A 25007-nucleotide genomic window follows, 5' to 3' on the forward strand; every position below is an offset into this window, starting at 1 on the left:
TCAAGAAACGATAGCTGCCAGCGCATGACAGGCGAGCGATGGCGGCGGAACATTGATGACATTGAAGAGGCATTCGAAATGAAACGAGCAGCCATCGTCTCCCCGCTGCGCTCCCCCGTGGGCGCGTTCGGCGGAACGTTGAAGGGCGTTCCCGTCGAGGAACTCGGCGCCAGCGTCGCGCGCGCCATCGTGGACCGTACCGGACTCGATCCCGCCCGCATCGACGACGTCGTGTTCGCGCAAAGCTATGCCAGCGGCGAGACGCCGTGCACCGGACGCTGGGTGGCGCTACAGGCGGGCTTTCCCATCGAGGTGGCCGGCATGCAGCTGGACCGGCGCTGCGGCGGCGGCGTGCAGGCGCTCGCCACGGCGGCGATGATGGTGCAGACCGGCGCGGCCGACGTGGTGATGGCGGGCGGCGTGGAAAGCATGAGCAACGTCGAGTACTACACGACCGACATGCGCTGGGGCAAGCGCGCCGGCACGGTGAAGATGCACGACCGTCTGGACCGCGGCCGCGAACGTTCGCAACCGGAGAGCCGTTTCGGCCGCATCAGCGGCATGATCGAGACCGCCGAAACGCTGGCGCGCGAGTACGACATCACGCGCGAGGCATCCGACCGCTTCGCCGCGCGCAGCCATCGGCGCGCCGCCGCCGCGCAGCAAGCCGGGCACTTCGATGCGGAGATCGTTCCCGTCGCGGTGCCGCAGCGCAAGGGCGATGCGCTGATCGTGAAGCAGGACGAAGGCGTGCGTGGCGAGACGACGCCGGAGAGCCTCGCCAAGCTGCGTAGCATCATGAAGGAAGGTGTCGTCACCGCAGGCAACGCCTGCCAGCAGAACGACGCCGCCGCCGCCTGCCTGATCGTGGCCGAGGACAAGCTCGACGAGCTGGGTCTCACGCCGATGGGCTGGCTGGTCGGCTGGGCCGCCGCGGGCTGCGACCCGGCGCGCATGGGTATCGGTCCCGTACCCGCCGTACAGAAAGTACTTGCGCGCACCGGTCTGACATTCGACCAGATGGACCTGATCGAGCTCAACGAGGCCTTCGCGTGTCAGGCGCTCGCCTGCGTCAAGGGATGGGGCAGCTCCATGGAAGCGCTGGAAGAAAAGCTCAACGTGAACGGCTCGGGCATCTCGCTGGGCCATCCGGTGGGCGCCACGGGCGTACGCATCATGAGCACGCTGCTGCACGAGATGCAGCGCCGCCAGGCCCGTTTTGGATTGGAGACGATGTGCATCGGCGGCGGCCAGGGCATCGCGATGATTTTCGAACGCGCCTGAAGGCAGGAGACCGATCATGAGCAACCTCGAAGCCGGCCACTCATCCAGCCAAATCTGGCAGCCGGGCGAGCGCGAACTGCAGAACGCCGGCATCGTCAAGCTGATGCGCGCGCTGGACGTGCCTTCGTATGACGAACTGATGCGCATGTCTATTTCGGAGCCCGAGCGCTATTGGCAAACCGTGATGCGCGAATGCGCGATCGCCTGGGACGTGCCGCCGAGCGGCTATGCGGACCTCTCGCGCGGCCCGCAGTTTCCGAGCTGGTTCCCGGGCGGCAGGCTCAACTGGGTGAACACGATCTATTCGTGGGCTCGTCACCCTGCAACGTCACAGCAAAAGGCCGTGGTGGCCGAACGCGAAGACGGCAGCGTGAGCACACTGACCTACACGGAACTGGAGCAGCGCGTGCGCGATTTCGCGGCGGGCCTCGCCCTGCATGGCGTCAAAGAGGGCGAACGCGTCGGCCTGCTGATGGAAAACGGCATCGAAGCGACTGTCTCGCTGCTGGCCATCGTGCATCTCGGCGCGCTGGTCGTGCCGCTGTTCAGCGGCTTCGGCGTCGATGCGATCGTCGCGCGCCTGTCGGCGGCCGAAGCGCGCATCGTGATCGCGTCCACGGGCTTTGCGCGCCGCACCAAGCGCGTGAACGTGGAAGGTGCGCTGCGCGACGCATGGCGCCAGTTGCCGCTGCTCGAACACGTGATCTGGAAACGCGTCGAGGGCGAAACCGCGCAGGATCCTCGCGACCTCGACTGGCAGGAAACCGCGACCACGGCACAGGGACAAGGCACGGATCCGGTTACCGTCACGCCCGACACGCCGTTCATGGTGATCTACACATCCGGCACCACGGGAAAGCCGAAAGGCGTGGTGCACACACATGGCAGCTTTCCCATCAAGATCGCGCACGATTCGCTGATTCACTTCGACGTGCATCCCGGCGATGTCTACTGCTGGCCCGCCGACATGGGCTGGATCGCGGGCACGCTGGTGCTCGGCTGCGCCCTGCTGCGCGGCGCGACGCTGGTGTGCTATGACGGCGCGCCCGATTACCCCGACTGGTCGCGCATGTCGCGCGTGGTCGAACGCCACCGGGTCACGCACTTCGGTTCGGCCCCCACGCTGATTCGCGGGATGGCCAGCCACGAAGAGCTGGCTCTGAAGGGCGACCGCTCGACCGTCCGCCTGCTGATCACGGCAGGCGAAGGCATCGCGCCCGAGCACTTCAACTGGTTCCTGCAGCGCTTCGGCGACGGCACGGCGCCCGTCATCAACTACACGGGCGGCACCGAGGCTTCCGGCGCCTTGCTCGCGAGCGTGCCGATCCGTCCGATTCCACCGAGCGGCTTCAACACGGTGTCGCCCGGCGTCGCCGCGGACGTCGTCAATTCCGATGGCCAGAGCGTGACGGGCGTGGTGGGCGAACTGGCGATCCGAGCGCCCTTCGTCGGCATGACGCAATCGTTCTGGCGCGACGACGAGCGCTATCTGGAAACGTACTGGCAGACCATTCCCGGCATCTGGGTGCATGGCGATCTTGCGCTGCGCACGCCCGAGGGCAACTACTTCATGATGGGGCGCTCCGATGACACGCTCAAGGTCGCCGGGAAGCGCCTGGGACCGGCCGAAGTGGAAGAAGTCGTGCTTGAACTGTCCGACGTATCCGAAGCCGCCGCAATCGGCGTGGCCGATGCCGACAAGGGGCAGAAGCTCGTCGTCTTCGTCGTGCCGAAGCCCGACTCGAGTGTCGCCGAGGCCGATCTGGAGATCATTGTCTCCAGTCATGTCGACAAGCGCCTGGGCCGGCCGTTCCGCCCCGGCCACGTGCACGTCGTCGCTCAATTGCCGAAGACACGCAGCTCCAAGATCATGCGGCGTGTGATTCGCAGCGTGTATTGCGGGCTGCCGCCGGGCGATCTGTCGTCATTGGACAATCCGGCCGCGCTCGAAGAAGTGCGCACGGCGGCGAACGCCGGCTGATTCGTGCAGTGTCGGAACCCGGGCTGACGCTGGCCGCGCGAGCCCGGGCAACGCTCATCTGCCGGGACATTCAACGAAACTTGAACCACACATGAAAGTACTCGAAGGCATCAAGGTCCTCGATTTCGGACGCTTCATCGCCGGGCCGTTCTGTTCGGCGCTGCTGGCCGACTACGGCGCCGACGTGATCCGCATTGACCGCGTCGGCGGCGGCGAAGACCGCTTCATCGTGCCCGTGACCGAACAGGGCGAAGGCGCGCTGTTTCTGCAAGTAAACCGCAACAAGCGCTCCATGACGCTCGACCTCGATAGTCCCGAGGGACGGGAAATCGTGCGCAAGCTGGTAGCCGATGCCGACGTGGTGATCGCCAACATGCCGCCACGCACGCTCAAGAGCCTGAGTCTGGATTACGAAAGCCTGTGCGAGATCAAGCGCGACATCATCCTCGTCGCCTCCAACGCGTTCGGCAATAGCGAGGCCGTGCGCGACCGCGTGGGCTTCGATGGCGTCGGCCAGGCGCTGAGCGGCGCCGTGTATATCGCGGGCACGCCTGACCGGCCGCAGAAGGCCATGGTGCCGGTGGTGGACTTCGCCACGGCGTTTTCCTGCGCACTCGGCGTCATGCTGGCGCTCTACGAGCGTCAGCGCAGCGGCATGGGTCAGGAAGTCACCGCTTCGCTGCTATGCACGGGGCTGAACATGGCAAGCGGCGCGCTGATCGAGGAAGCATTGCTCGGCCTGGACCGCCAGGCCACGGCGAATCGCGCGTCGGGTTATGCGCCTTCCGACATCTTCAAGGCCAGGGACGGATGGTTCATCACCCAGGTCATCGGCCGCCCGATGTTCAAGCGTTGGACTCAGTTGGTTGGCCAGCCGGAACTGCTCGACGATCCGCGTTTTGCCGACGATACGCTGCGTGGCGAAAACGGCGAGATCCTGAGCGATCTCATGAGCCGATGGTGCGCGGACAAGACCCAGGCCGAAGCGTTGAGCGCGCTGGAAGCGGCGCGCATTCCGGCCAGCCCGGTCAACTCGCCGCGTCAGGTGCTGGAAGACGACACCATCAAGGCCGCCGATGTGATCCACTGGATGGATTACCCCGGCGCACCGAAGAAGGTGCCGATCTTCGCCACACCCGTTTCGCTTTCACGCACGCCGCCGGAAATCCATACGCGGCCGCCGCTGACGGGCGAGCATACCGACGAGATTCTGGCGGGGCTCGGACTCGATGCGCAGAGGGTCGCTGAATTGCGATCGCGCAAGATCGTTTGACCGGCCGCATGTCATGCCGATGACCGGCGCGTGTCGATGATGCCTCACGCGGCCCGCGTGTCTCCCGGTTGATCGAGCAGTTGCTCGACGAGCGCGCGCGCGATCGGATTCAGCTCACGACCGCGTGCCGTCGCGATCTGTACGCGCCGAACGGCCCACGGCTCCGTCAGGTCCAGCACGGCAACACGGCTGAACAGTTCATGACTCACCAGGCATTCCGGCTGAACCGTCACACCGAGCCCGGCCTGCACCAGACTGACGGCCACGCCTGCGCTCCGGACGCCGTATCGCGGCTGAAACGCTCTGCCGAGTCGACCCGCAGCCGCCTGGATCGCGCCGAGCATCGCGCCAACCACGATCAGATTTTCCTCCAGTAGATCCTGGATAGTGACGCTCGCGCGCCCGGCAAGCGGGTGTCCCTGCGGAACGACGGCAATCAGGCGATCCTCCCGGTACGGCGTCACGTCGACACCGCCGAGATCGAGCTTGTGCGCCGCCGCGAATACGCCGACGTCGGCCTCGCCGCGCGCGACCGCCTGGACGACCTCGGCATTCTCCAGTTCCCTGATCACGAGATCCACGAGGGGATATTCGCGCTGGAAGTCGCCTACTTCACGCGCGAGAAACGGCACGATGATCGATCGCGCCGACGCAATCGTCAGCTCGCCGCGCATGCCGTCGGTGAACGACGCAATCTCCGCGCGCATGCCGTCGAGATTGTCGAAAATCCGGCGGATATAACGGACGAGGACCTCGCCCGCGGGACTCGGCACAACGCCCTTCGGGCCGCGTTCGAGCAATTTGATTCCCGCAACGTCCTCGAGATCCTGAATGCGCTTGGTCGCCGTCGATGCGGCCACGTTTTCGCGAATCGCCGCCAGCCCGATCTGCTGTTCCTCGACCGCCGACAAGAACAGCTTCAAGGTGAGCAGATCGACCTGCCGGATCAGATGCAGGCGATTGAAAGTACTCATGTCTCCCCTCATGCACGTCTTCATGACGTTGTCGGAACCTGCGGCCGACATAGCGCGCCGGGCGAGATCCGCATCGGGATTATCTTACGAGATGCGACCGGCGACAGGCTAGCGGCTCGGATCGAGCAACGTTTCGAGCAATGGGTTGTCGGCACCGATGTCCCGTGCCGCATGCAAAGGCGGCGCGCGCTTGCCGTCGAACGACAGCGGCAGCCCGACCAGTCCGATTTCGTCGTCCGACGGCTTTTCGATAATGCCGAGCGCATGCGTCTGCGCATGCCCGAGCACTTCCGCCGTCGTCTGGATCGGCGCCACGGGTACGCCGGCCGCCTGGAGCTTCGCTTGCCAGGCCGCGCGGGAACCGGTCGCCAGCCGCTCGCCGATCAGGCGGTCTATCTCCGTCCGGTTCGTGAGCCGCCCCGCATTGGTCGCGAACCGGTCGTCGAGCGCCCACTCGGGGTGATCCAGTGCCGCGCACAGCTTCGCGAACAGCGCATCGTTCGCGGCGCTGATGATCAGATGACCGTCGCTTGCCAAGTACGCGCGATGCGGCACGATGAACGCGACGCCGGAGCCGTGCCGGCCGCCCATATCGCCATCGGCGCTGTAGTTCGCGACATTGACCGTCATCCATGCCAGCGCCGTTTCCAGCAGCGAACCGTTGACGGTCGCGCCGCAATGCTTGACCTGACGGCGATATAACGCAGACAGGATGCCGACGGCCGCCCACAACCCCGAACCGAAATCGACGATCGACACACCGGCGCGAACCGGCGCTTGGCCGTCCTCGCCGGTGATGCTCATGATCCCCGAAAACGCCTGCATCAGCGGATCGTAGCCGGGCAGCGTGTTCAGCGGCCCGAGATGGCCGAATGCGCCGATCTCGCAGCAGACGAGTTCCGGCTTGGTTACGCGCAGGCTGTCGGCGTCGAGCCCGTATTGCGCGCTCGATCCCGGTCGCAGGTTGTGGAGAAACACGTCCGCATGTTCCGCGATCAGCCGATGCAACGTCGCAAGTTGATCCCGATCCTTGATATCGATGGAAATCGCGCGCTTGCCGCGATTGAGGCCGTGATAGGCGGCGCTGCTGCCCCTCCACTCGCTCGGCCCCCAACCGCGCGCCGAATCGCCCGTGGGGCGCTCGACCTTCCACACCTCGGCACCCAGCGCCGCCAGGATCCTTCCGGCGAACGGCGCCGACGCGCTGTCGCTCAGTTCGACCACCACAACACCCGACAGCGGCAGATCGCGCAACATGTCACTTCTCCTGATCCAGTACGTTTCGAGATTGCGGCGCGGCATCCGTCACCGGCGCATAGATGCCGCCGGAACGCAGCATCCCGTCGATTTCAGCGCGGCTGAAGCCATACTCCGTCAGCAACGCCACCGAATGCTCGCCGAGCCGTGGCGCAGGATGGCGAAGTTCCGGCACGCTCTCGCTCCATTGCTGCGCAATGCCGAGCGTGCGGATCCGCCCCTCGGACGGGTGATCCTGCTCCGCGAAGAAGCCGACCGCTTTCATGTGCGGATCGTCGATGACCGTCTCGGGCGTATTCATCTCGATCACCGGAATGTCGGCTTCGGTCAGCGTGCTCACCCATTCGGCCGTGGTCCGCGTCTCGAAGACATCTGCGAGAAACGCGTACAACTGCGCGATATGTTCGGTGCGCCCGCCGATGTTGTTGAAGCGCGGATCCTCGGCCATCTCCGGATGCCCGGACAGCACGAAGAAGCGCTTCCAGTGATGGTCCGCGTACACGTTCACGCCGATGTAGCCGTCGCGCGTGCGATAGGGACGGCGATCCGGATTCATCATCCGCGCATAGCCCCAGTCGCCGATGGGCGGCACGAATGTGTGTCCGTACAAGTGATCGCCGAGCACGAAATGCGCAAAGGTTTCCATCATCGGAACGAATACCTGCTGGCCGATGCCGGTCTTCTCGCGCCAGTACAGCGCCATGGCGACTGCATTGCTGGTCGCCATGCCGACGACACGATCGGCGACCGCCGTCGCGACATAGGCCGGCGGGCCGCTCTTGCGGCTTTGCAGCACCGGCATGCCGACCGCAGCCTGAATCAGATCGTCGTAGGCCGGGCGCGTCGCATAGGGGCCGTTTTGCCCGAAGCCGAATGCGCCGCAGTAGATGATGCGGGGGTTGAGCTTGCGAACATCCTCGTAGCCGACGCCGAGCCTCGCCATCGTATGCGGACGCATGCTGTAGAGCAGCACGTCGGCGGCTTGCGCCATGCGCTTGAGCGCGGCGATGCCGTCCGGATGCTTCAGGTCCAGCACGAGGCTGCGCTTGTTGCGATTCAGATGCAGGAAGATCGGCCCCATGCCGGGATTGCGGCTGGGTCCGATGTTGCGCGTGGTGTCGCCATCGCGCGATTCGATCTTGCACACGTCGGCGCCCATGTCCGCCAGCAACAGCGATGCATACGGGCCCATGAAATTCGACGTCAGGTCGAGTATGCGCACACCGTCCAGTGGTCCGGCCATGTCAGCCTCCGTCGACGGGGTGTTCGTTCAGCTTATTCACGATGTCTCCTCCGTGAATGAACAGCCTTCAGGATGACGCTAGTACGAACACAGGCAGCTTCTGTGCGCCACGCTGCACGAACCGGACTTCGACGCGCTGCCCGATCCGTATCGCTTCGGGTGCTTCGTCTATCTGCGCGAAGAGGTAGTAGCCTTCGTCCATCCGGATGAAACCGACCGTGTACGGCGCGATCTCGGCCCACACGGGTGTCGGCCCACGTAGAACCGTGCTGTGCGAATAGATCTCGCCGCGGCCGCACGACTCGATCCAGTCGAGCGACTTCGCACCGCAGTGCGTGCAGAACGAGTGAGCCGGCCACACGGATTCGCTGCATGAAGTGCAGCGCTGGAACGTCAGCTTGTCTTCTGCCAGCGCATCCCAGTAGGGTTGCGCATCGAGCAGCCGGTACGGCTGCGGCCAGGAATGTGGCAAATGCGGCGAATGCGTTTCGGTCATGAATGATCTCGATCGGGTATCACGTTGCGGTAGACAGCAGCACCACCGCGCCGGCGGCCAGCATCCCACCCGCGCCCTGCACCAGCACGGTCTCGGGGCGGCGCGACGGCGCAAGCCCCAGTGCCTTCCCGCGCAGTTGCCGCACGGCCTCGATCATGCTGTCCATGTTGCACGAGATGCCGGGTTGCCCGAACGACAGCCAGCCGCCGTTCGTGTCGGTCGGCAGGTCGCCGTCGACACCGGTTCGTCCTTCGCGATAGAGGTCGATGCCGTGCCCTTTCTTCGCGAACCCCAGGTCTTCCATCACGATCGGCCCCATGTGCGCGAAATTCACCGAGATCTGCGCCATGTCGATATCGGACGGTGCCAGCCCCGACATCGCATAGGCCTGTCGCGCCGCCTCGGCCGTGGCGGTGGTGGTCAGGTTCGGGAATGCACCGAGGCTTTCGTACCGGCAATGACGCATGTTCATCCGGTCGGTCAGGTATTCGTGCGTCGTCGCCGATCCGTACCCGAGCAGATACACGGGATCGCGTGCATTGCGCGCATTCTCCGGCGACGTCACGACGAACGCGCCACCCGTGCCGCCGCCCCACGTCGAACACATCCAGCGGCGCAGCGGCGTCGCGACATAGGGAGACGACAGCACCGTCGCACGATCGATCTCGCCGAACTTCGCCTTCGCCGCGTGCGGATGATGGCGCCCCCAGCGCTGGTTCGCGATCGCGACGTCGGCGAGATCGCTTTCAGTGATGCCGAATTCGTGAAAGTAGCGCTGCGCGGCCTGCGCGTAGAGCGCTGGAATCGTTGGGCCGTACGGAATCTCGAACTGCGGATCGGCATCCGCTTCCGCGCCCATCGCGACCGCGTCGACGAACAGCTCGGTCGCGTCGCTCTGCAGGCACAGCACGTATTGCGCGCGCCCCGCCGCGATCATCTGCGAAGCGATGGCGAGCGTGGACGTCAGGCCCGCGCCATGCATCGTCACCTCGCTCGTGATCGTCACCGGCATCTGCATGTGCGAGATGAAGATGTTGCTCCACTGCGAACGCTTGTCGGCCCATGGCGAACGTCCCGTGAACACCGCATCGACCTGATCCTTGCGGATGCCCGCTTCCGCAAGCGCGTCGAGCGTTGCCTCGGCGGCCAACTGAAGCGGATCCTTGCGATTCGCGCGCGATGCATAGGCATCGCCCATGCCGACGATCGCCGCAACCGGACGAGGAGTCATGGCTGCGCTCCTCAGACCTTGAACTCGGGTTGCGCTTCGGCGATCAGCGCATCGAGGTCCGCGCGCTTGCGGAGCATCAACAGGCTCCATTCGCTGCGCTGCACGACTTCGCCGCGCTGGTTGTACGCCTGGATCAACATCGTGCCGACGCCGAACTTGTCGTCCTTTTCCTTCTTGGCGATGATCTCGGCGCTCGCGTAGACCGTGTCGCCGATCTTCACGGGATTCAGGAAGCGCATCTTGTCGACGCCATAGTTCGCCTGGATCGCGGGGCCGAATTGCAGAAGGCCGGAGATCAGCGAGAACGTCAGCATGCCCTGCACGATGCGCTCGCCCCAGCGCGTCTTCTCCGCGTATTCCTTGTTCGAGTGGATCTCGATCCAGTTGCCCGTGAACATGCAGAACATCACGACGTCGCTTTCGGTCACGGTGCGGCCGGGCGAGCGGAACTTCATGCCGACTTCCAGTTCGTCGAGGGGAATGTTGATGCTGTTGTTGATGCCGCTCATGGCGGAGTCTCCTGATCAGTTGAATGCTCGAATGCGGCGCGGCGGCAACAAGCGCGCCGCACCGGCGACAGATGGATAGACGTTACTGGCGCATCGACTTCGCGATGATCGTGCGCTGGATCTGCGACGTGCCGCCGCCGATCGTCGACTGGATGCTCTCGCGCAGATAACGCTCCATGTCCGCTTCCGGCAGATTCGCGTAGCCCCCGAGAATCTGCATGCCGGCCAACGCGCTTTCCTTCAGCGTTTCCGAGCCGTACAGCTTCGCCATCGACACTTCACGGCTGCACGGCACGTGATCGGCCGCCATCCGCGCGGCGCGATAGCACAGCAGGCGCGCGGCGTCGACCTTGGTCTGGCAGTCGGCGAGCATGTGGCGAATCACCTGGAAGTCGTACAGTTGGTGCTCGAACTGAATACGATCGTGTGCGTAACGCGTGGCCGTCGTGACGGCCTGCTGTGCATTGCCCGTATAAGCCGCGGCTACCGCACAACGTTCGAGTTCGAGGTGTTCGGTGATGATTTTCCAGCCCTGGCCTTCCTCGCCCAGCAGCGCATCGGCCGGCACGCGCACTTCGTCGAGGAAGATCTCGGTCGTGCCCGTCGCGTGACGCGACAACGTCGGCAGCTTGTTGATCACCATGCCCGGCGTGTCGTTCGGAATGAGCAGCACCGACAGGCCCTTGTGCTTGTCATCCGTGCTCGTTCGCACCAGCATCGCGATCACGGTGTTCTTCGCGGCGGCGCCACTGCACCAGAGCTTCTGGCCGCTGACGACCCAGTCGCCGTTGCTGTCGCGACGTGCACGCGTCTTCGTGTTCGCGGCGTCGGAGCCCGCATCGGGTTCGGAGATGGACACCGAGAAGCGGATCTTGCCGTCGATGAACGGCTGCACGTATTGCTTCTTCTGCGCCTGCGTGCCGAACTTGATGATGTTCATCGCGGTGAACGTCGGCACCAGCACCGAGCACGCGAAGTCGAAGCCGAACTTGCCGAGCCCTTCGGCCATGAGCGAATAATCGAAGATGTCGCCGCCCGAACCGCCTTCGGTTTCCGGAATCAGGATGCCGAGCCAACCTTGCTGCGCGATTTTTTCATACGCTTCGTACGGGTAGTCGCGGTTCGTGTCGCACTTGCGCACGTATTCGACCGTGATCTCGTTGTCCATGAACTTGTTCACGGTTTCGAGCCACATCGTTTGCGAGTCGTCGAGAAAGTTAGCCATTGTCTTCGCTCCATGTGTTGACGTCTGCGGAAGCAGCCGCATGTTCATCGTGGAACGAGCTTATGACTTCACGCGCCGCAAACCAACTGACCGTTTCTGAAGTGACGATTCGAAATATCGAAATCGGCTGCCGCCCATACGGCCGCGGCGATGTCACGAGATCGCGCCGGCCTCCCGCAGCGTCTCGAGTTCGATGGCGGTAAATCCCCAGTCGCCGAGCACCTCGTCGGTATGCTCGCCGGGCAGCGCAGGCGCCGACTGGATCTCGCCGGGCGTTCTGCTGAAGCGTGGCGCGGGCGCGGGCTGGATTACTCCGTCGCGTTCGACGAACGTCTGTCGTGCGCGCAAGTGCGGATGGTCCGGTGCTTCCGCCAGCGACATGACCGGCGCGATGCAGACATCGCGGCCCTCGGCGAGCGCGCACCATTCGTCGCGGGTACGCGTTCGGAAGATCGCGGCGAACTTCGCATGCATCTCCGGCCAGCGGGAACGATCGTGCTGGTCAGGCATCTCTTCTTCGCGCACGCCCAGCATCGCCAGCGTATTGCGCCAGAAGCGCGCTTCGTTCGAACCGATGCTGAGCCAGCGGCCGTCGGCAGTCTCGTACACGTTGTACCAGGGCGCACCGGAGTCCAGACGATTGCTGCCGCGCTCGTCCTTCCAATACCCGCTCGCGAACATTCCGTAGAAGAGCGTCATCAGCGAAGCGGAGCCATCGACCATCGCGGCGTCCACGACCTGCCCCTTCCCCGAGCGCTTGCTCTCGAGAATCGCCGATACCACGCCGAGCGCGAGATACAGCGAGCCGCCGCCGAAATCGCCCGCCAGATTGAGGGGAATCACGGGCGGTCCGCCGGCCACGCCGACCGAGTGCAGCACGCCGCTCAGCGAGATGTAGTTGATGTCGTGGCCCGGCGCCTGCGCAAGCGGACCATGCTGCCCCCAGCCGGTCATGCGGCCGTAGACGAGCGCGGGGTTCGCCGCAAGGCAAGCGTCGGGTCCGAGTCCCAGCTTCTCCGCGACGCCCGGGCGAAAGCCTTCGATCAACGCGTCGGCCTGACCGGCGAGCTTGAGGATCGCCTCGGCCGCTTCCTTTTTCTTCAGATCGAGTGCGGCGCTGCGTCGGCCGCGATTCAGCAGGTTGAAGCGGGGATCGCCGGGCTGACCGCCGTCATAGCCGGGCGGCCGGTCGATACGAATGACATCGGCGCCGAGATCCGACAACAGCATGCAGCAGAACGGCACAGGCCCTACACCACCTAGTTCCACGACCCTGATACCTGCCAGCGGCCCTTTAGCGTTGTGCATCGAGAGTGTCTCCATGGAAGTGCCCGTTCAAGCTTACGCGTGTCAGGCAGGCAGTCCAATTTCGATTTATCGAACCGGCATTTCGCTGCAGTCGAAACCGCGAATTAGGCGATCCGGCAGCCTTCCGAAGTACGGAACCATCGTTCGAGCGGTATTGACGCCACGCCGACCGAACCGCCACTGTGAACACCATGCCAATGTAATGGCCGCACACGCGGCCTTCGGTTCAATGTTGAATGGAAAGGAGATGCAAAGTGAAGATATTGGTCCCCGTCAAGCGTGTCGTGGACGCGAACGTGAAGGTCAGCGTCAAATCGGATCAGTCGGGCGTCGACATCGCGAGCGTGAAGATGTCGATGAACCCGTTCGATGAAATCGCCGTGGAAGAAGCGGTCCGGCTGAAGGAAGCGGGCGTCGCAACCGAAGTGATCGCCGTATCGGTCGGCGTCGCGCAGGCGCAGGAAACGCTGCGCACGGCGCTGGCGATCGGCGCGGATCGCGCGATCCTCGTGCAGTCGAACGACGGCGTCGAGCCGCTGGGCGTCGCAAAGGTGCTCAAAGCGCTGGTCGACAAGGAGCAGCCGCAGTTGGTGATTCTCGGCAAGCAGGCCATCGACGACGACTCGAACCAGACCGGGCAGATGCTGGCTGCGCTGGCCGGCTTCCCGCAAGCGACGTTCGCATCGAAGGTGACGATCGCCGACGGCCGTGCAACTGTCGCGCGCGAAGTGGACGGCGGCACGGAAACGCTTTCGTTGACGCTGCCGGCCGTCGTCACGACGGACCTGCGCCTGAACGCGCCGCGCTACGTGACGTTGCCGAACATCATGAAGGCGAAGAAGAAGCCGCTGGAAACCGTGAAGCCCGAAGACCTCGGCGTAGATGTCGCGCCGCGGATCAAGACGCTCAAAGTGACTGAACCGGCGAAGCGGGCGGCCGGCGTGCAGGTGCCGGATGTGAAGACACTGGTCGAAAAGCTGAAGACCGAAGCCAAGGTACTGTGAGAGGGAGCAGAAAGACATGACGATTCTCGTAATCGCGGAACATGACAACGCGTCGCTGAAGGCCGCGACGCTGAATACGGTTGCAGCAGCGGCAAAGATCGGCGGCGACATTCACGTGCTCGTCGCGGGCCACGGCGCGCAAGGCGCGGCGGATGCGGCGGCGAAGATCGCAGGCGTTTCCAGGGTGCTGCTGGCCGACGCGCCACAGCTCGAAGCGGGATTGGCGGAAAACGTCGAGGCGACCGTGCTGAACATCGCGAAGGATTATTCGCACGTCCTCGCGCCGGCCACCGCGTATGGCAAGAACGTCGCGCCGCGCATCGCGGCGATGCTGGACGTCGCACAGATCTCCGACATCACGAAAGTCGACAGTGCCGATACGTTCGAGCGTCCGATCTACGCGGGCAACGCAATAGCAACGGTTCAGTCGAGCGATCCGATCAAGGTCATCACGGTGCGCGCGACAGGCTTCGATCCGGTTGCGGCTGAAGGCGGCAGCGCATCGGTCGAGAAAATCGACGCGGCGCCGGACGCGGGCAAGTCGCAGTTCGTCAGCCGTGAAGTGACGAAGCTGGATCGCCCGGAACTCACGAGCGCGAGCATCATCGTGTCGGGCGGCCGCGGCCTGGGCAGCGGCGAAAATTACACGAAGGTGCTGGAGCCGCTGGCGGACAAGCTGGGCGCAGCGCTGGGCGCATCGCGCGCAGCGGTCGATGCGGGCTACGTGCCGAACGATTATCAGGTCGGCCAGACAGGCAAGATCGTCGCGCCGCAGCTCTACGTGGCGGTCGGCATCTCCGGCGCGATCCAGCATCTGGCGGGCATGAAGGATTCGAAGGTGATCGTCGCGATCAACAAGGATGCGGAAGCGCCGATCTTCAGCGTGGCCGATTACGGTGTCGTCGGCGATCTCTTCGCGCTCGTGCCGGAACTCGCAAGCGAACTATAGAAGTCATGTCCGAGGCGCAGAAACCTCGGCGAAAAAGTTTCGAGGCAAGCCCGGCGTCATTGACAGTTCGGGCTCCACGGCCTCGTCGCGTGATCGCTACGTCGGCGCCGAGCACATTCGGCGGCGACGGCTAGGCGATACGCATCGTCGCGTGACGCGGCAGCGGCGGGAATACATGCCACGCGCCGTCCTCGTGCTGGAAGAAGCAGATCGCGACATCGCCCTTCGCTGCCCGGGCATCGATCCTCACGCATCGTCTGCATGCCGTACGCCGCAGAAAGTAGATGCGAAAGGGGATCGCGCCATTCGGTGTCAGCCAACTCTCGATTGCGTCGCGCAAGGTCTTTCTCGTCACGTTCATCACCCTCTCCTGCTTTCAGCCACCCGCTGCAAATGCGTTTGTCATTGCACTCATCGTGCGACCTGCCGCAACCGGGCGTCAACGGCACCGATCAACGCGTTCCGTACTTTGACTGCACGACACGCCAGGTGAATGAAAGTCACGAACGTTCACCTCGCGAACATATGTTTGGTTGAGAAGCGACGGAACTCATGACGCGGCGGCGGCACGCGTGGCGCTTTCAGCAAACCGGTTTCGCACGGTCGTCGAAGTACGGAACGACCGCGCCGCACATGTTGCGCCAATCGATGCCGGCGAGTTCAATATGCGTCGCCATCTTTCAACTCAACTCTGGATTCCCACATGCGATACGAAGACTTTCAGTTCCTTCTGTTCGAGCGCCAGGCTGACGGCGTATTGCTCATCACACTGAATCGTCCGGAGGTCATGAACGCGACCAACAACAGAATGCACTGGGAACTGACGCAGGTTTGGGGCGTGGCCAACGACGATCCCACGGTCAAGGCGATCGTTGTCACAGGTGCGGGCGATCGCGCCTTTTCCGCGGGCGGCGATCTGTCCGTGGTCGAAGAGATGTCGACCAGTCACGAAGCTACCATGCGCGTGATGAAGGAAGCCTCCGACCTTGTCTACAACATGCTGGCCTGCGATAAGCCCATCATTTCCGCCATCAACGGAACGGCCGTAGGCGCAGGGCTTGTCGTCGCGCTGCTCGCGGACGTCAGTGTCATGGCGGAAGACGCACGTCTGAGCGATGGTCACGCGCGTTTGGGCGTGTCGGCGGGCGACCACGGCGCCATCGTATGGCCGCTGCTCTGCGGCATGGCGAAGGCCAAGTACTACCTGATGACGGCGGACTTCGTCGACGGCAAAGAGGCCGAGCGTATCGGCCTTGTCACCTTCAGTACGCCGCGTGCCGACGTGCTGGTCAAATCGCTGGCCATCGCCGCCAAGCTGGCGTGCGGCAGCCAGACTGCGATCCGCGCGACCAAGAAGTCGCTCAATAGCTGGATGCACATGGCGGGTCCCATCTTCGACAACTCGCTCGCCATGGAGATGTTGTGCTTCCTCGGCGCGGACGTCAAAGAAGGAGTGGCCGCCATGCGCGGCAAGCGACAGCCGGACTTTCCTTCAGCCCGGTTACCTCAGTAGGCGACGGCACGGCAATGCGCGGCGTCATGCCGCGCTCGCTCAACTTCCCGCAGGACGAACGGTGAGCGCGTTTTTAAGCGACGCGACACCAGCTACCCTCTGCGCGACCTCGGTGGCGCGGTCGATTTGTGATGAATCCGGCACCGTACCCTGAAGCGTCACGGCACCCTCTTTCGCGCGCACGGTAACGTTGGCGACATTGATACTCTTGTCCCTTGCGAGTGCGGCGCGTACCTTGCGGGAGAGCGCCCGGTTGGCGGATCTTGAAGCCTTGTTCTGCTGCGCAGCGGTGAGAGGCGTGCCGCTCGCGGCACCGGTGGGTGCTGAGGCGTCCTGAGCGTACGCTTGAAGCGAGGCACCGATTAGCATGACACCGACAGCCAGCTTGAATGCCTGAGTTGCCTTCATAGAGTGTTTCCTCCTGTCGAGATGCGGCTCTCCTAGAGGGAAGAAGAGCAATTTTAGATGGTGTTATGTGTCGCTTCGAATAGCCACCTTCCTCATCCTGGCAACGGCGGGTAACGCTATTTCGACGACGTAAAAAGCTCGCCGGGAAGCGACCCATTCCGTAGCGAGCAGTGTCCGATCATAGACTCGCCGCGCCGCGCGTCAACGGGCTGGCGCCTTCTGTTCCGTCCTTCGGAAATACGCGAGACGTTTATGTCCATTCGCCTGATCAGGCAGGTGCGAGCCGCCGCTCGCGACCTTGCCGTCCGACTGCCGCGAGATTCAGGTTGTCGCTTCGGTTCCATGCCGAATTTCTCCTCACAGTGTTCGAAAGAAACGCCGGCGTCTCGAAGTACGGAATGTTTTGCGGGCCCGCGTTGACGGGCAATGGCCACGCGCTTCATTGTGTGCAAAAAAAGAGACGTGATGTGTGTCTTCGACGAAAACGGCACACGCGCGCAGCTTTCGGATGACTAATCAATGCGAAAGCGTCACGAGTTTGGAACACATTCCTTACCAACATAACATGGAGACTGGTCGATGAAGAAGCGAATCCTAATGGTTGCGGCACTCGGTTCCTGCGCGGGCATGGCCCACGCGCAAAGCAGCGTGACGTTATACGGCCTGCTCGATGCGGGCTTCAACTACATCAACAACGACGGCGGCAAATCCAACTTCACGATGACGACCGGCGTGCTTCAAGGCAACCGCTGGGGCTTGAAGGGCGTCGAAGATCTGGGAGGCGGACTGAAAGCCATCTTCCAACTGGAGAACGGCTTTGCGCTCGCCACAGGCTCGCTCCAGCAGGGCGGTCGCGAGTTCGGCCGTCAGGCATGGGTCGGCCTGAGCCACGACAGGTTCGGCGGCCTCACCTTCGGACGGCAGTACGACTCCGTCGTCGACTACGTTCAGGCGCTGAGCGGCATTCCCTATACGGGCCTCGCGCACCCGTTCGACAACGACAATCTCGACAACGACTTTCGCATCAGCAATTCGGTGAAATATGCGAGTCCCGATTTTCGCGGCCTCAAGTTCGGCGGCCTGTACGGCTTTAGCAACAGTGCCAATACCGGCGCCGCGAACTCGGGTTTCGCGAGCAATCGTGTCTGGAGTCTCGGGGCATCGTATGCTGCTTCGTCGGTCAATCTCGCCGTGGGTTATCTGCACCTGAATTCGCCCAACAGCAACGCGGTGGGCGCGATTTCCGGTGACTACATCAACGTAACCCGCACCTCCGCCCTGGGAACCAGCGGGCTGCCCTCGGCCGTGACCAAGGAAGACGTGATAAGCGGGGGCGGCGCGTATTCATTCAATGGCGGCAGGGTGGCATTCGTCTACAGCCATTCGAAATTTGATTCGGCGACCGACCGGCTCAGCTTCGATAACTACGAAGTCAATGCCAACTACTTCCTCACGCCGGCCCTCTCGCTCGCCGGCATCTATAGCTTCACCGACGGCAAGCTGCATTCGACCGATGCGAGCCCGAAGTATCACCAAGTCCAATTGATCGCCGACTACTTCCTCAGCAAGCGCACCGATGTCTACCTGCTCGGCGCGTGGCAACGCGCGGTCGGCGACGCGCCCGTTGCATCGCTCGCTCCGGACACCTTCGGTACGGGCGGGACAGCCGCGCCGGATGCATCGACGACAAAGAACCAGGTGCTCGTGCGCATCGCGATGCGGCACAAGTTCTGAGTGCGCTGGAATGCGCCGGCGCACGTGCGCATAGTTGGCTAGCGGCCCTTGCGGGCCGCTTTTCTTTGTACGGTCAGCGCGGTGTCGGCGGCGGCGAGCGACATTGGAATGTAGTCCCTGAGAAAGTCGACGAAGGTCCTGATTTTCGCGTCGAGATACTCGCGCGAGGCGTATAGCGCGTATACCGTCAACTGCTGCAACTGGTACTCCGGCAGCACGCGCACGAGTGCCCCGCTCGCCAGCGCGGGCACGGCTGACGACATCGGCAGCGCTCCGATGCCGACGCCCTCTCGCAATGCACCCGCAAGCGCTTCGGCAATGTTCACCTGAAACGTCGTCGGCTTGAGCGCAAGCGTTTCGCGACCTTTGGGTCCGTCCAGATGCCAGCAGTCTCGTGGAAAGACATGAGTGACAATCTGCAGGCAAGGGTGTGCCGCCAGGTCCTCGACGCATTGCGGCGTGCCGTGATCGCGCAGATATTCGGGAGCGGCGCACAGCACGCTGTGCACCGTGCCGAGCCGCAGCGAAACCAACGCGGAGTCGGGCAGTTCGGCGGGGCTCACCTGGAGCGTGACGTCGTAACCTTCGTCGATGATGTCGGGCACATGCTGCGAGAGCGTCAGATCGACCGTGACTGAAGGATACTTCTCCTGATATCGGATAATGCCCGGCACCATGTAGGCCTGCCCAAAGCCCGTCGTCGCATGCACGCGCAAGCGCCCGGAAGGGCGCGCCTGGGCGTCTGCGGCCTCGGCCTCCGCTTCGTCGATGTAGCCGAGAATCCGCTGGCAGCGTTCCAGATAGCGCTGTCCGGCTTCCGTTAGCGCGACGCGCCGCGTGCTGCGATTGAAGAGCCGCGTGCGCAAGTGCGCTTCCAGGCTGGATACGGCGCGCGACGCAACCGCCGTTGCCATGTTCATGCGCTCCGCTGCGACGGTGAAGCTGCCCTCTTCCGCCACCCGGACGAATGTGCACATCGCTTGGAGCCTGTCCATCTTGGGTTCTTTGTTGAGTGTCGAAGACGGGCCGGTCCGCGAACATGATGCGGTGATGAGCCCAGCCTGCGGCAGATTCGAGAGAGCCTGATCGTAGCGGAAACCGCCGTTCAAGCCAATCGCCGATGCCCTCTCGGAGCGCGCTCGGCCACGCTGGGCTTTTTCGATCAATTCGATATACGGAACAATATGGGTCAAGCGGTTGACACGGGCACGCTTCGCCTTGAGATTGGGCATGTGCGGGGCCGAAAGAAGTTCGGTCAACGCCCTCGAAACAAGGTCCAGAGCAAGCAGATGAAAATGATGTCCTCAATCGACGCAGGCACGCTTCCGATAAACGATTCCCCACCCACGCATCGCTTGAGAAGCGCGGACGGCGTTCTTCTGGCTGGCGACTCGTGGGGCGACCCCAGCGGCATCCCCGTGATTCTGCTGCATGGCGCGGGACAGACACGCCATTCATGGAGCCGGACGGGCATGATGCTCGGCGAGGCAGGCTTTTTCGCCGTCGCATTCGATGCCCGCGGTCACGGAGACTCCGGTTGGCCGTCGGATGCAAACGACAGTCAGGTCGCCATGGTGCGCGATCTGGAATGCATCGCGTCGTCGTTGGGCATGGTGCGTCCCGTGCTCGTCGGTGCTGCGACGGGCGGTGCAACCAGCTTGCTCGCGGTCGGAGAAGGCTATGTGGACGCGCGTGCCCTCATTCTCGTCAACATTGCGCCCCAAACGGAACCGGCGGGCGTGGCGCGTATTCAGTCATCGCTGCGGCGCTGGTCGAGTGGCTTCGAACCGTGCGACGATGCCGTCCACTCGCCGGCCGCGCTTTTTCTGCGGCCGAAGGACGAGCATAGCCATCGCCGGCCTTGGGATCCGCATTTCGTCGCATGGCCACGCGACATGGGGCGCCGCCGTCAACGGCTGTGCGCATCCGCGCGCAAGCTCACGTTGCCTACTTTGCTCATGCGTGGTGAACGTTCCGACGTGGTCAGCGAAGCGGGCGTCGCAGAGTTTCTGAGGTTTTGCCCACATGCCGAGTATGTGAGCTTGCGGGACGCGGGGCACGCGAGTGCGTGGGAAGGCAACGACATATATGGTGAAGAGGCGATGCGATACATCGTCAGAATCGCACAAGCTGAACGGCCGCGCACCCGGCGTCTCTACGACTGCGCGTGACCGCGCCTTTCTTGCCGAGCAAGCCTGTATTGCGTCGCAAGCCGAAGATATGACCGTGCATGTGGCCTGCTCTGCGACTCGCTCGTGATGCCATCGACAGAACCGCGCACAACCCTCACCACGACGAACGTCTCACGCGCGCGCTAACGCGAAATAGCCGGCGCTTCGACCATCGAAGCACCGGCGCGATGACACTCCCCTCCCCTCGGCGAGCCTGCACCATTCATCGCGCATGAGTTTCACCTATCGCTCGCCGCCGTCATGTGCTCTTTGCCTGCACATACGCGACTTCGGATGGCGCGGCTTTCGGAATCAGCGTCACAACCACGGCGGCGATCACGGCGGGAATCGCGAACGCATAGAAGTTCCAGTGATGGTCGAGGTTCGAGCCGAGCACCCACCCGCCGATCATCGGTCCCAGAATGGAGCCGATGCGCCCGATACCTTGCGCGGCGCCGATGGCGGAGCCACGGCACGATGCCGGAAAATATGCGCCGATATAACCGTAACCGAGCGTCACCGAGCCGATCGAACCAAGGCCTGCGCCAAACACCGCGAGCGTGAGCCACACATAATCCGGCTTCTGGCTCAACACGAGCAGCGAGACCGCGCCAATCAGAAAGAACGGCACGAGCACACGCTTCGGCCCCAGCCGGTCCGCGAGCCACGAACCTGTCAGGTTTCCCAGTACGGCGCCGCACTGCATCACCAGCAGAAACTGCAGCGACGAGCCGAGCGCGTAACCCGACTTGCGCATCAACTGCGGCAACCACGCGTTGAGGCCATAGACGACAAGTTGCCCGCAGAAGCACACGAGCGCGAACAGAAGCAGCGCCGACCGGAATTCGGGCGATGTCAGCAACCTGTACCCCCGCGCTCCCGCAGCCGCGACGCGTGTTCGGCGATGCTCCTCTTCATCGCGCGCAACTTCATCGAGATCGATTGCGTAGCGTGCCGCGAGCGTACGCGCTTCATCGGTGCGGCCGCGATCCAGCAAATAGCTCACGGACTCAGGAAGGAAGAACCACATGACCGGCAAGATCAGCACATACAACGCGCCGTAGCCGTACAGCAGACGCCAGCCGTGACTTTGCAGCGTCGCGATGGCGAGCAGCGCGCATAACACGCCGCCGACCGGATAGCCCGTGAGCGCGATCGCGCTGTAGAGCTGGCGACGGCTGCGCGGTGCGTATTCGATCGTGAGCGCCACCGACGACGGCACCACGCCGCCGAGCCCGATCCCGGTGACGAAACGCGCGATGCCGAGCGCCTGCGGCGAATGCGCGATCGCGCAGAGCAGCGAGCCGAGCGAAAACCACAACACGCCTGCCATCATGAGCTTGCGACGTCCGATGCGATCCGAAAGCGGGCCCGCGCCGAGCAGGCCCACCATCAGTCCGGCGAGGGTCCAGCTGCCGATCATCCCCGCGCTCGCGGGACTCAGGTTCCAGCCGGGTTCTTCCAATAAACGCGGGATGGTCGCGCCGTAGACGATGAGATCGTAGCCGTCGACCGCGATCGTCAGAAAACACAGCATGACCACGAATAGACTGCTTCGTGTCGGGGGTGAAGAAGGGTTCACATCGTCTCCTGTCTGATTGTTTGGATGCCTGATGGCGGACGCTTCGAATGAGCCGCTTCAATATAGGCAGGCGAAATCGGCCAACCTAGTGATGGTTTTCGAATCGCCTCTTCGATATTCCCGAATCCCGCCACGGCCTGTCGATTCGAATGATTCGAATCGCCAATTCGAATCATTGCAATTGTTCGACCGGGATTGCGCGCCTAAGGTGATTGTTCGATTCGATTGCGCACCCAATCAGGAGAGGCGATGACAGTTCTCGTTCACACAGTGATGCAGCTCGCACGCGCCGCGCGGCCCGTACGATCGGCGAATGATTGCGCCACGAGCCCGAGGCCGTTGTCGATGGGATGCACGGACATGATCCGGCCGAAGGCAGCGCGAGTTCGAAGTGCGGTGCAGGCTACAGTCCGAGGCTGTGCGCTCACTCGCCGGCCGAAGCCGTGAGTTGCGCGATGAGCGCCCTCGCCGCGGGCGTCAGCGACACGCCGCGCTTCGTGCCGATGCACAGTTGCCGCTTCGCCCACGGTTCGTCTAGCGCCACTATCGTCAGCGAGGCGAGTTCTTCCTTCGGCAGCATGCTCTCCGGCTGGATCGTGACGCCGAGCCCGGCCTTGACGAGACTGCGGGCCGCTTCGATGGTCGTCACCGTGTACTTCAGGCGCAGGTCCCGGCCGAGCGCGGCAGCCGCCTGGCGCAACTGGGTCATCATCGACGTAGTCGGCGAAATGCCGATCAGGTCTTCGTCGAGCAAATCGCGCGTGGTCACGCTGGCGCGCTCGCCGAGCGGATGTCTGCGCGGCACGATCGCGGCGAGCCGGTCCGTGCGGTATTCGACGATATCGAGCCCCTCGTGGTGGACGTCGTTCGTCGCATAGAACATCGCGAGATCGGCCTTGCCCGACAGCACGGCGCCGACGACGTTGACGTTGGCATCCTCGTGCAGATCGATATCCACGAGCGGAAAGTCGCGCCGGAAGTCGGCTATCTCCCGCGCCAGAAAATGAACGATGATCGTGCTCGTCGAACTGATGCCGACCTGCCCGCGGACACCTTCGGTGAATTCGGCGATCTCCCGGCGCATGACATCGAAATTGGCGAACATGAGACGCACGTGACGCGCGAGTACTTCACCCGCCGGGCTGGGCGTCATGCCACCCGGCATGCGCTCGAATAGCGCGATGCCCGCGACTTCCTCGAGTTCCTGGATGCGCCGCGTCGCGGCGGGCGGCGTGATGTTCTCGCGTTGAGCGGCGCGCCGCATCTGCTGCTCCTCGACGACCGAGAGAAACAGGCGCAGCGTGAACAAATCGACGCGTCGGGTCAGTGTGTGGACGCTCAGTGCGGTCATGGCGGCTCCCTGAATGGTTCAGAGCCTATGCCCGCCCTGATCGGCCGTCAATCGGCGGGGAGCCGGACACGCTCAGATCGTATGCTGTTCACGCAGCGCTCCGATCTGCGCTTCGCTCATGCCGAGCCAGTCGCGCAAGACGTCGCAGTTGTGCTCGCCGAGCAGCGGCGGCAAGTTGCTTTCCGGTTCGGGCACGTCGGACATCTTGATCGGATTGCCTGTGACGTGGATTTTGCCCCACACGGGGTCGTCGAGTTGCATGAGCATGTTGCGCGCGGCGACGTGCGGGCAGGCAAAAAGATCGGGGACGTCGTTCACCGTCGAGCATGGCACGCCGCCCGCGCGAAGCAGGCCCAGGGCTTCGTCGCGGCACTTGCCGTCGAGCCATGCGTCGATATGCGCGTTCAGCGCGCCCATGTTTTCTCGCCGGGATGTGCCGCTTTCGAAGCGGGCATCGTCGACGAGTTCGGGCCGGCCGATGACCTCGCAGAAGCGCTTCCAGATGTGCTCGCCGATCACCGCTATGACGATATAGCCGTCCGCCACCCGATACGTACCGAAGGGTGCGGTGACCGCGTGTACGCCCGGCGGCGCGACCTGTTTCGTTGCCGAGTACATGGTGACCGAGATTTCGTTGAGAACGAGCGATGCGTCGACCATCGAGATATCGATCTTCTTGCCACGGCCGCTGCGTGCCCGATGAAGCAGCGCCAGCATGATTCCATGCAGCGCGAGATTGCCACACTGAATGTCCGCGAGCGAAAAGCCGAGATAGACGGGCCGGTCTCCGCTGCGTTCAGGCCGATACATGAGGCCGCTCATCGCCTGGCCGACGATATCGAATGCCGGCAAGTCGCCGTATGGGCTCGGTTGATTATCGGCGTGTCCAAAACCGGAGATGGCAGCGTAGATGAGCCGTGGATTGATGCGACTGAGTTCCGCATAGCCGAGGCCGAGGCGGTCCATCACGTTCGGCCGCAGGTTTTCCAGCACGACGTCCGCCTCGGCCGCGAGCGACTTGAAGATCCGCTTGCCTTCAGGGTGCTTGAGATCGAGCGTCACGCTCTTCTTGTTGCGGTTCGCGCGCAGGAACGACAAGCCGCTCGGCCTACCGTCGATGCCGGGTTTCGTCGGGCTGGTGCTGCGTGCGAAGTCTCCGCCGTCGGGCGTTTCGATCTTGACGACTTCGGCACCAGCATCGGCGAGCCACATCGACGCGAACGGCGCGGCGATGAAGTTTTCGACGGTCAGAACGCGAATGCCCGACAGCGGACGGTCGGCTGCTGTCGCTTGCGTGGCGCGCTCGGATTGAACGGCTGCTTCCATATCTGTCTCCTTGCTCTGTCTGTGCTCTTCGACCTGCCTCGAATGCTATCCCTGGCGATCTGTAGTGACGATTGACGGTTCGTGAAAGCGGCGTTGCAAAGATACGAATGCATGCATCACGAATCGATTCGCGGAACATCAAGCGCAGGTTCGAAAAACGGCAATCGCTTTGGATGAGATGCGCGACT

The 25007-nt window shown here is 63.5% G+C and carries 22 protein-coding genes; 8 read left to right on the plus strand and 14 right to left on the minus strand.

Annotated features, from left to right (window positions below; translation table 11 throughout):
• Positions 1-78 precede the first annotated feature (78 nt).
• From NCR39_RS23955 to NCR39_RS23965, 3 genes are all read left to right on the plus strand, one after another.
• Positions 79-1284 carry an acetyl-CoA C-acetyltransferase gene (locus NCR39_RS23955; protein ID WP_250454577.1) on the plus strand — a complete coding sequence of 402 codons (1206 nt, stop codon included), beginning with the start codon at positions 79-81 and terminating at the stop codon, positions 1282-1284.
• A gap of 16 nt (positions 1285-1300) precedes the next feature.
• Positions 1301-3265, plus strand: a complete 1965-nt coding sequence (locus NCR39_RS23960) for an AMP-binding protein (protein WP_250454578.1) — start codon at positions 1301-1303, stop codon at positions 3263-3265.
• A gap of 91 nt (positions 3266-3356) precedes the next feature.
• Entirely contained in the window at positions 3357-4538 is a 1182-nt protein-coding gene (locus NCR39_RS23965) for a CaiB/BaiF CoA transferase family protein (RefSeq protein ID WP_250454579.1), read from the plus strand.
• Between the two features lie 44 nt (positions 4539-4582).
• Here NCR39_RS23965 and NCR39_RS23970 read toward each other — a convergent pair whose 3' ends face one another.
• The 8 genes from NCR39_RS23970 to NCR39_RS24005 form a co-directional block, all read right to left on the minus strand.
• On the minus strand, positions 4583-5512 hold the full coding sequence (locus tag NCR39_RS23970; protein ID WP_250454580.1) for a LysR family transcriptional regulator: 930 nt from the start codon (positions 5510-5512) through the stop codon (positions 4583-4585).
• A gap of 108 nt (positions 5513-5620) precedes the next feature.
• Positions 5621-6769: a CaiB/BaiF CoA transferase family protein gene (locus NCR39_RS23975; RefSeq protein WP_250454581.1), complete on the minus strand. Its 1149-nt coding sequence runs from the start codon at positions 6767-6769 to the stop codon at positions 5621-5623.
• Between the two features lies 1 nt (position 6770).
• The gene (locus NCR39_RS23980; RefSeq protein ID WP_250454582.1) at positions 6771-8012 is read right to left on the minus strand and encodes a CaiB/BaiF CoA transferase family protein; all 1242 of its coding nucleotides are present in this window, start codon (positions 8010-8012) and stop codon (positions 6771-6773) included.
• 67 nt (positions 8013-8079) lie between these two features.
• Complete coding sequence (locus NCR39_RS23985; protein ID WP_250454583.1) at positions 8080-8508, minus strand: Zn-ribbon domain-containing OB-fold protein; 429 nt, start codon at positions 8506-8508, stop codon at positions 8080-8082.
• Between the two features lie 19 nt (positions 8509-8527).
• Positions 8528-9739 carry a thiolase family protein gene (locus NCR39_RS23990; RefSeq protein ID WP_250454584.1) on the minus strand — a complete coding sequence of 404 codons (1212 nt, stop codon included), beginning with the start codon at positions 9737-9739 and terminating at the stop codon, positions 8528-8530.
• Positions 9740-9750: 11 nt separating this feature from the next.
• Positions 9751-10248: a MaoC family dehydratase gene (locus NCR39_RS23995; protein ID WP_250454585.1), complete on the minus strand. Its 498-nt coding sequence runs from the start codon at positions 10246-10248 to the stop codon at positions 9751-9753.
• An 82-nt stretch (positions 10249-10330) separates the two neighbouring features.
• Positions 10331-11473, minus strand: a complete 1143-nt coding sequence (locus NCR39_RS24000; protein ID WP_250454586.1) for an acyl-CoA dehydrogenase family protein — start codon at positions 11471-11473, stop codon at positions 10331-10333.
• Positions 11474-11626: 153 nt separating this feature from the next.
• Positions 11627-12781, minus strand: a complete 1155-nt coding sequence (locus NCR39_RS24005) for a CaiB/BaiF CoA transferase family protein (RefSeq protein ID WP_250454587.1) — start codon at positions 12779-12781, stop codon at positions 11627-11629.
• A 254-nt stretch (positions 12782-13035) separates the two neighbouring features.
• Here NCR39_RS24005 and NCR39_RS24010 point away from each other — a divergent pair, with 254 nt between their 5' ends.
• Positions 13036-13785: an electron transfer flavoprotein subunit beta/FixA family protein gene (locus tag NCR39_RS24010; protein WP_250454588.1), complete on the plus strand. Its 750-nt coding sequence runs from the start codon at positions 13036-13038 to the stop codon at positions 13783-13785.
• A gap of 16 nt (positions 13786-13801) precedes the next feature.
• On the plus strand, positions 13802-14734 hold the full coding sequence (locus tag NCR39_RS24015; protein ID WP_250454589.1) for an electron transfer flavoprotein subunit alpha/FixB family protein: 933 nt from the start codon (positions 13802-13804) through the stop codon (positions 14732-14734).
• Positions 14735-14864: 130 nt separating this feature from the next.
• Here the strand turns inward: NCR39_RS24015 and NCR39_RS24020 are convergent, their stop codons facing one another.
• Entirely contained in the window at positions 14865-15095 is a 231-nt protein-coding gene (locus NCR39_RS24020; protein WP_250454590.1) for a hypothetical protein, read from the minus strand.
• 342 nt (positions 15096-15437) lie between these two features.
• Here NCR39_RS24020 and NCR39_RS24025 point away from each other — a divergent pair, with 342 nt between their 5' ends.
• Positions 15438-16247: an enoyl-CoA hydratase/isomerase family protein gene (locus NCR39_RS24025; protein ID WP_250454591.1), complete on the plus strand. Its 810-nt coding sequence runs from the start codon at positions 15438-15440 to the stop codon at positions 16245-16247.
• A 39-nt stretch (positions 16248-16286) separates the two neighbouring features.
• Here NCR39_RS24025 and NCR39_RS24030 read toward each other — a convergent pair whose 3' ends face one another.
• Entirely contained in the window at positions 16287-16655 is a 369-nt protein-coding gene (locus NCR39_RS24030) for a BON domain-containing protein (protein WP_250454592.1), read from the minus strand.
• 579 nt (positions 16656-17234) lie between these two features.
• Here NCR39_RS24030 and NCR39_RS24035 point away from each other — a divergent pair.
• Positions 17235-18389 (plus strand): porin, encoded by a 1155-nt coding sequence (locus NCR39_RS24035; RefSeq protein WP_250454593.1) that lies wholly within the window; start codon positions 17235-17237, stop codon positions 18387-18389.
• A 38-nt stretch (positions 18390-18427) separates the two neighbouring features.
• Here NCR39_RS24035 and NCR39_RS24040 read toward each other — a convergent pair whose 3' ends face one another.
• A complete protein-coding gene (locus NCR39_RS24040) occupies positions 18428-19384 on the minus strand; it encodes a LysR family transcriptional regulator (protein ID WP_250455148.1) in 957 nt (318 codons plus the stop codon).
• A 294-nt stretch (positions 19385-19678) separates the two neighbouring features.
• Here NCR39_RS24040 and NCR39_RS24045 point away from each other — a divergent pair, with 294 nt between their 5' ends.
• Entirely contained in the window at positions 19679-20560 is an 882-nt protein-coding gene (locus tag NCR39_RS24045; protein ID WP_250454594.1) for an alpha/beta fold hydrolase, read from the plus strand.
• 259 nt (positions 20561-20819) lie between these two features.
• On the opposite strand, the gene NCR39_RS24050 is transcribed toward NCR39_RS24045, so the two are convergent.
• The 3 genes from NCR39_RS24050 to NCR39_RS24060 all read right to left on the minus strand — a co-directional run bounded on the left by NCR39_RS24050 (position 20820) and on the right by NCR39_RS24060 (position 24819).
• Entirely contained in the window at positions 20820-22097 is a 1278-nt protein-coding gene (locus tag NCR39_RS24050; RefSeq protein ID WP_250455149.1) for an MFS transporter, read from the minus strand.
• A gap of 469 nt (positions 22098-22566) precedes the next feature.
• Positions 22567-23493, minus strand: a complete 927-nt coding sequence (locus NCR39_RS24055; protein ID WP_250454595.1) for a LysR family transcriptional regulator — start codon at positions 23491-23493, stop codon at positions 22567-22569.
• Between the two features lie 72 nt (positions 23494-23565).
• Positions 23566-24819 carry a CaiB/BaiF CoA transferase family protein gene (locus tag NCR39_RS24060; protein WP_250454596.1) on the minus strand — a complete coding sequence of 418 codons (1254 nt, stop codon included), beginning with the start codon at positions 24817-24819 and terminating at the stop codon, positions 23566-23568.
• Positions 24820-25007 lie beyond the last annotated feature (188 nt).

This window comes from Caballeronia sp. ATUFL_M2_KS44 (genome assembly GCF_023630965.1).
In the GTDB taxonomy this organism is placed as follows: Bacteria; Pseudomonadota; Gammaproteobacteria; order Burkholderiales; family Burkholderiaceae; genus Caballeronia; species Caballeronia concitans.

What these genes read in the sequence shown, in the direction of transcription:
- NCR39_RS24025 (WP_250454591.1), top strand. Translation starts at nt 15,438, where the DNA reads ATGCGATACGAAGACTTTCAGTTCCTTCTGTTCGAGCGCCAGGCTGAC.
- NCR39_RS23975 (WP_250454581.1), bottom strand. Translation starts at nt 6,769, where the DNA reads ATGTTGCGCGATCTGCCGCTGTCGGGTGTTGTGGTGGTCGAACTGAGC.
- NCR39_RS23965 (WP_250454579.1), top strand. Translation starts at nt 3,357, where the DNA reads ATGAAAGTACTCGAAGGCATCAAGGTCCTCGATTTCGGACGCTTCATC.
- NCR39_RS24030 (WP_250454592.1), bottom strand. Translation starts at nt 16,655, where the DNA reads ATGAAGGCAACTCAGGCATTCAAGCTGGCTGTCGGTGTCATGCTAATC.
- NCR39_RS24035 (WP_250454593.1), top strand. Translation starts at nt 17,235, where the DNA reads ATGAAGAAGCGAATCCTAATGGTTGCGGCACTCGGTTCCTGCGCGGGC.
- NCR39_RS24015 (WP_250454589.1), top strand. Translation starts at nt 13,802, where the DNA reads ATGACGATTCTCGTAATCGCGGAACATGACAACGCGTCGCTGAAGGCC.
- NCR39_RS23990 (WP_250454584.1), bottom strand. Translation starts at nt 9,739, where the DNA reads ATGACTCCTCGTCCGGTTGCGGCGATCGTCGGCATGGGCGATGCCTAT.
- NCR39_RS24000 (WP_250454586.1), bottom strand. Translation starts at nt 11,473, where the DNA reads ATGGCTAACTTTCTCGACGACTCGCAAACGATGTGGCTCGAAACCGTG.
- NCR39_RS23955 (WP_250454577.1), top strand. Translation starts at nt 79, where the DNA reads ATGAAACGAGCAGCCATCGTCTCCCCGCTGCGCTCCCCCGTGGGCGCG.
- NCR39_RS23960 (WP_250454578.1), top strand. Translation starts at nt 1,301, where the DNA reads ATGAGCAACCTCGAAGCCGGCCACTCATCCAGCCAAATCTGGCAGCCG.
- NCR39_RS24045 (WP_250454594.1), top strand. Translation starts at nt 19,679, where the DNA reads ATGAAAATGATGTCCTCAATCGACGCAGGCACGCTTCCGATAAACGAT.
- NCR39_RS24060 (WP_250454596.1), bottom strand. Translation starts at nt 24,819, where the DNA reads ATGGAAGCAGCCGTTCAATCCGAGCGCGCCACGCAAGCGACAGCAGCC.
- NCR39_RS24050 (WP_250455149.1), bottom strand. Translation starts at nt 22,097, where the DNA reads ATGCTGTGTTTTCTGACGATCGCGGTCGACGGCTACGATCTCATCGTC.
- NCR39_RS23995 (WP_250454585.1), bottom strand. Translation starts at nt 10,248, where the DNA reads ATGAGCGGCATCAACAACAGCATCAACATTCCCCTCGACGAACTGGAA.
- NCR39_RS24055 (WP_250454595.1), bottom strand. Translation starts at nt 23,493, where the DNA reads ATGACCGCACTGAGCGTCCACACACTGACCCGACGCGTCGATTTGTTC.
- NCR39_RS23980 (WP_250454582.1), bottom strand. Translation starts at nt 8,012, where the DNA reads ATGGCCGGACCACTGGACGGTGTGCGCATACTCGACCTGACGTCGAAT.
- NCR39_RS23970 (WP_250454580.1), bottom strand. Translation starts at nt 5,512, where the DNA reads ATGAGTACTTTCAATCGCCTGCATCTGATCCGGCAGGTCGATCTGCTC.
- NCR39_RS23985 (WP_250454583.1), bottom strand. Translation starts at nt 8,508, where the DNA reads ATGACCGAAACGCATTCGCCGCATTTGCCACATTCCTGGCCGCAGCCG.
- NCR39_RS24040 (WP_250455148.1), bottom strand. Translation starts at nt 19,384, where the DNA reads ATGGACAGGCTCCAAGCGATGTGCACATTCGTCCGGGTGGCGGAAGAG.
- NCR39_RS24020 (WP_250454590.1), bottom strand. Translation starts at nt 15,095, where the DNA reads ATGAACGTGACGAGAAAGACCTTGCGCGACGCAATCGAGAGTTGGCTG.
- NCR39_RS24005 (WP_250454587.1), bottom strand. Translation starts at nt 12,781, where the DNA reads ATGCACAACGCTAAAGGGCCGCTGGCAGGTATCAGGGTCGTGGAACTA.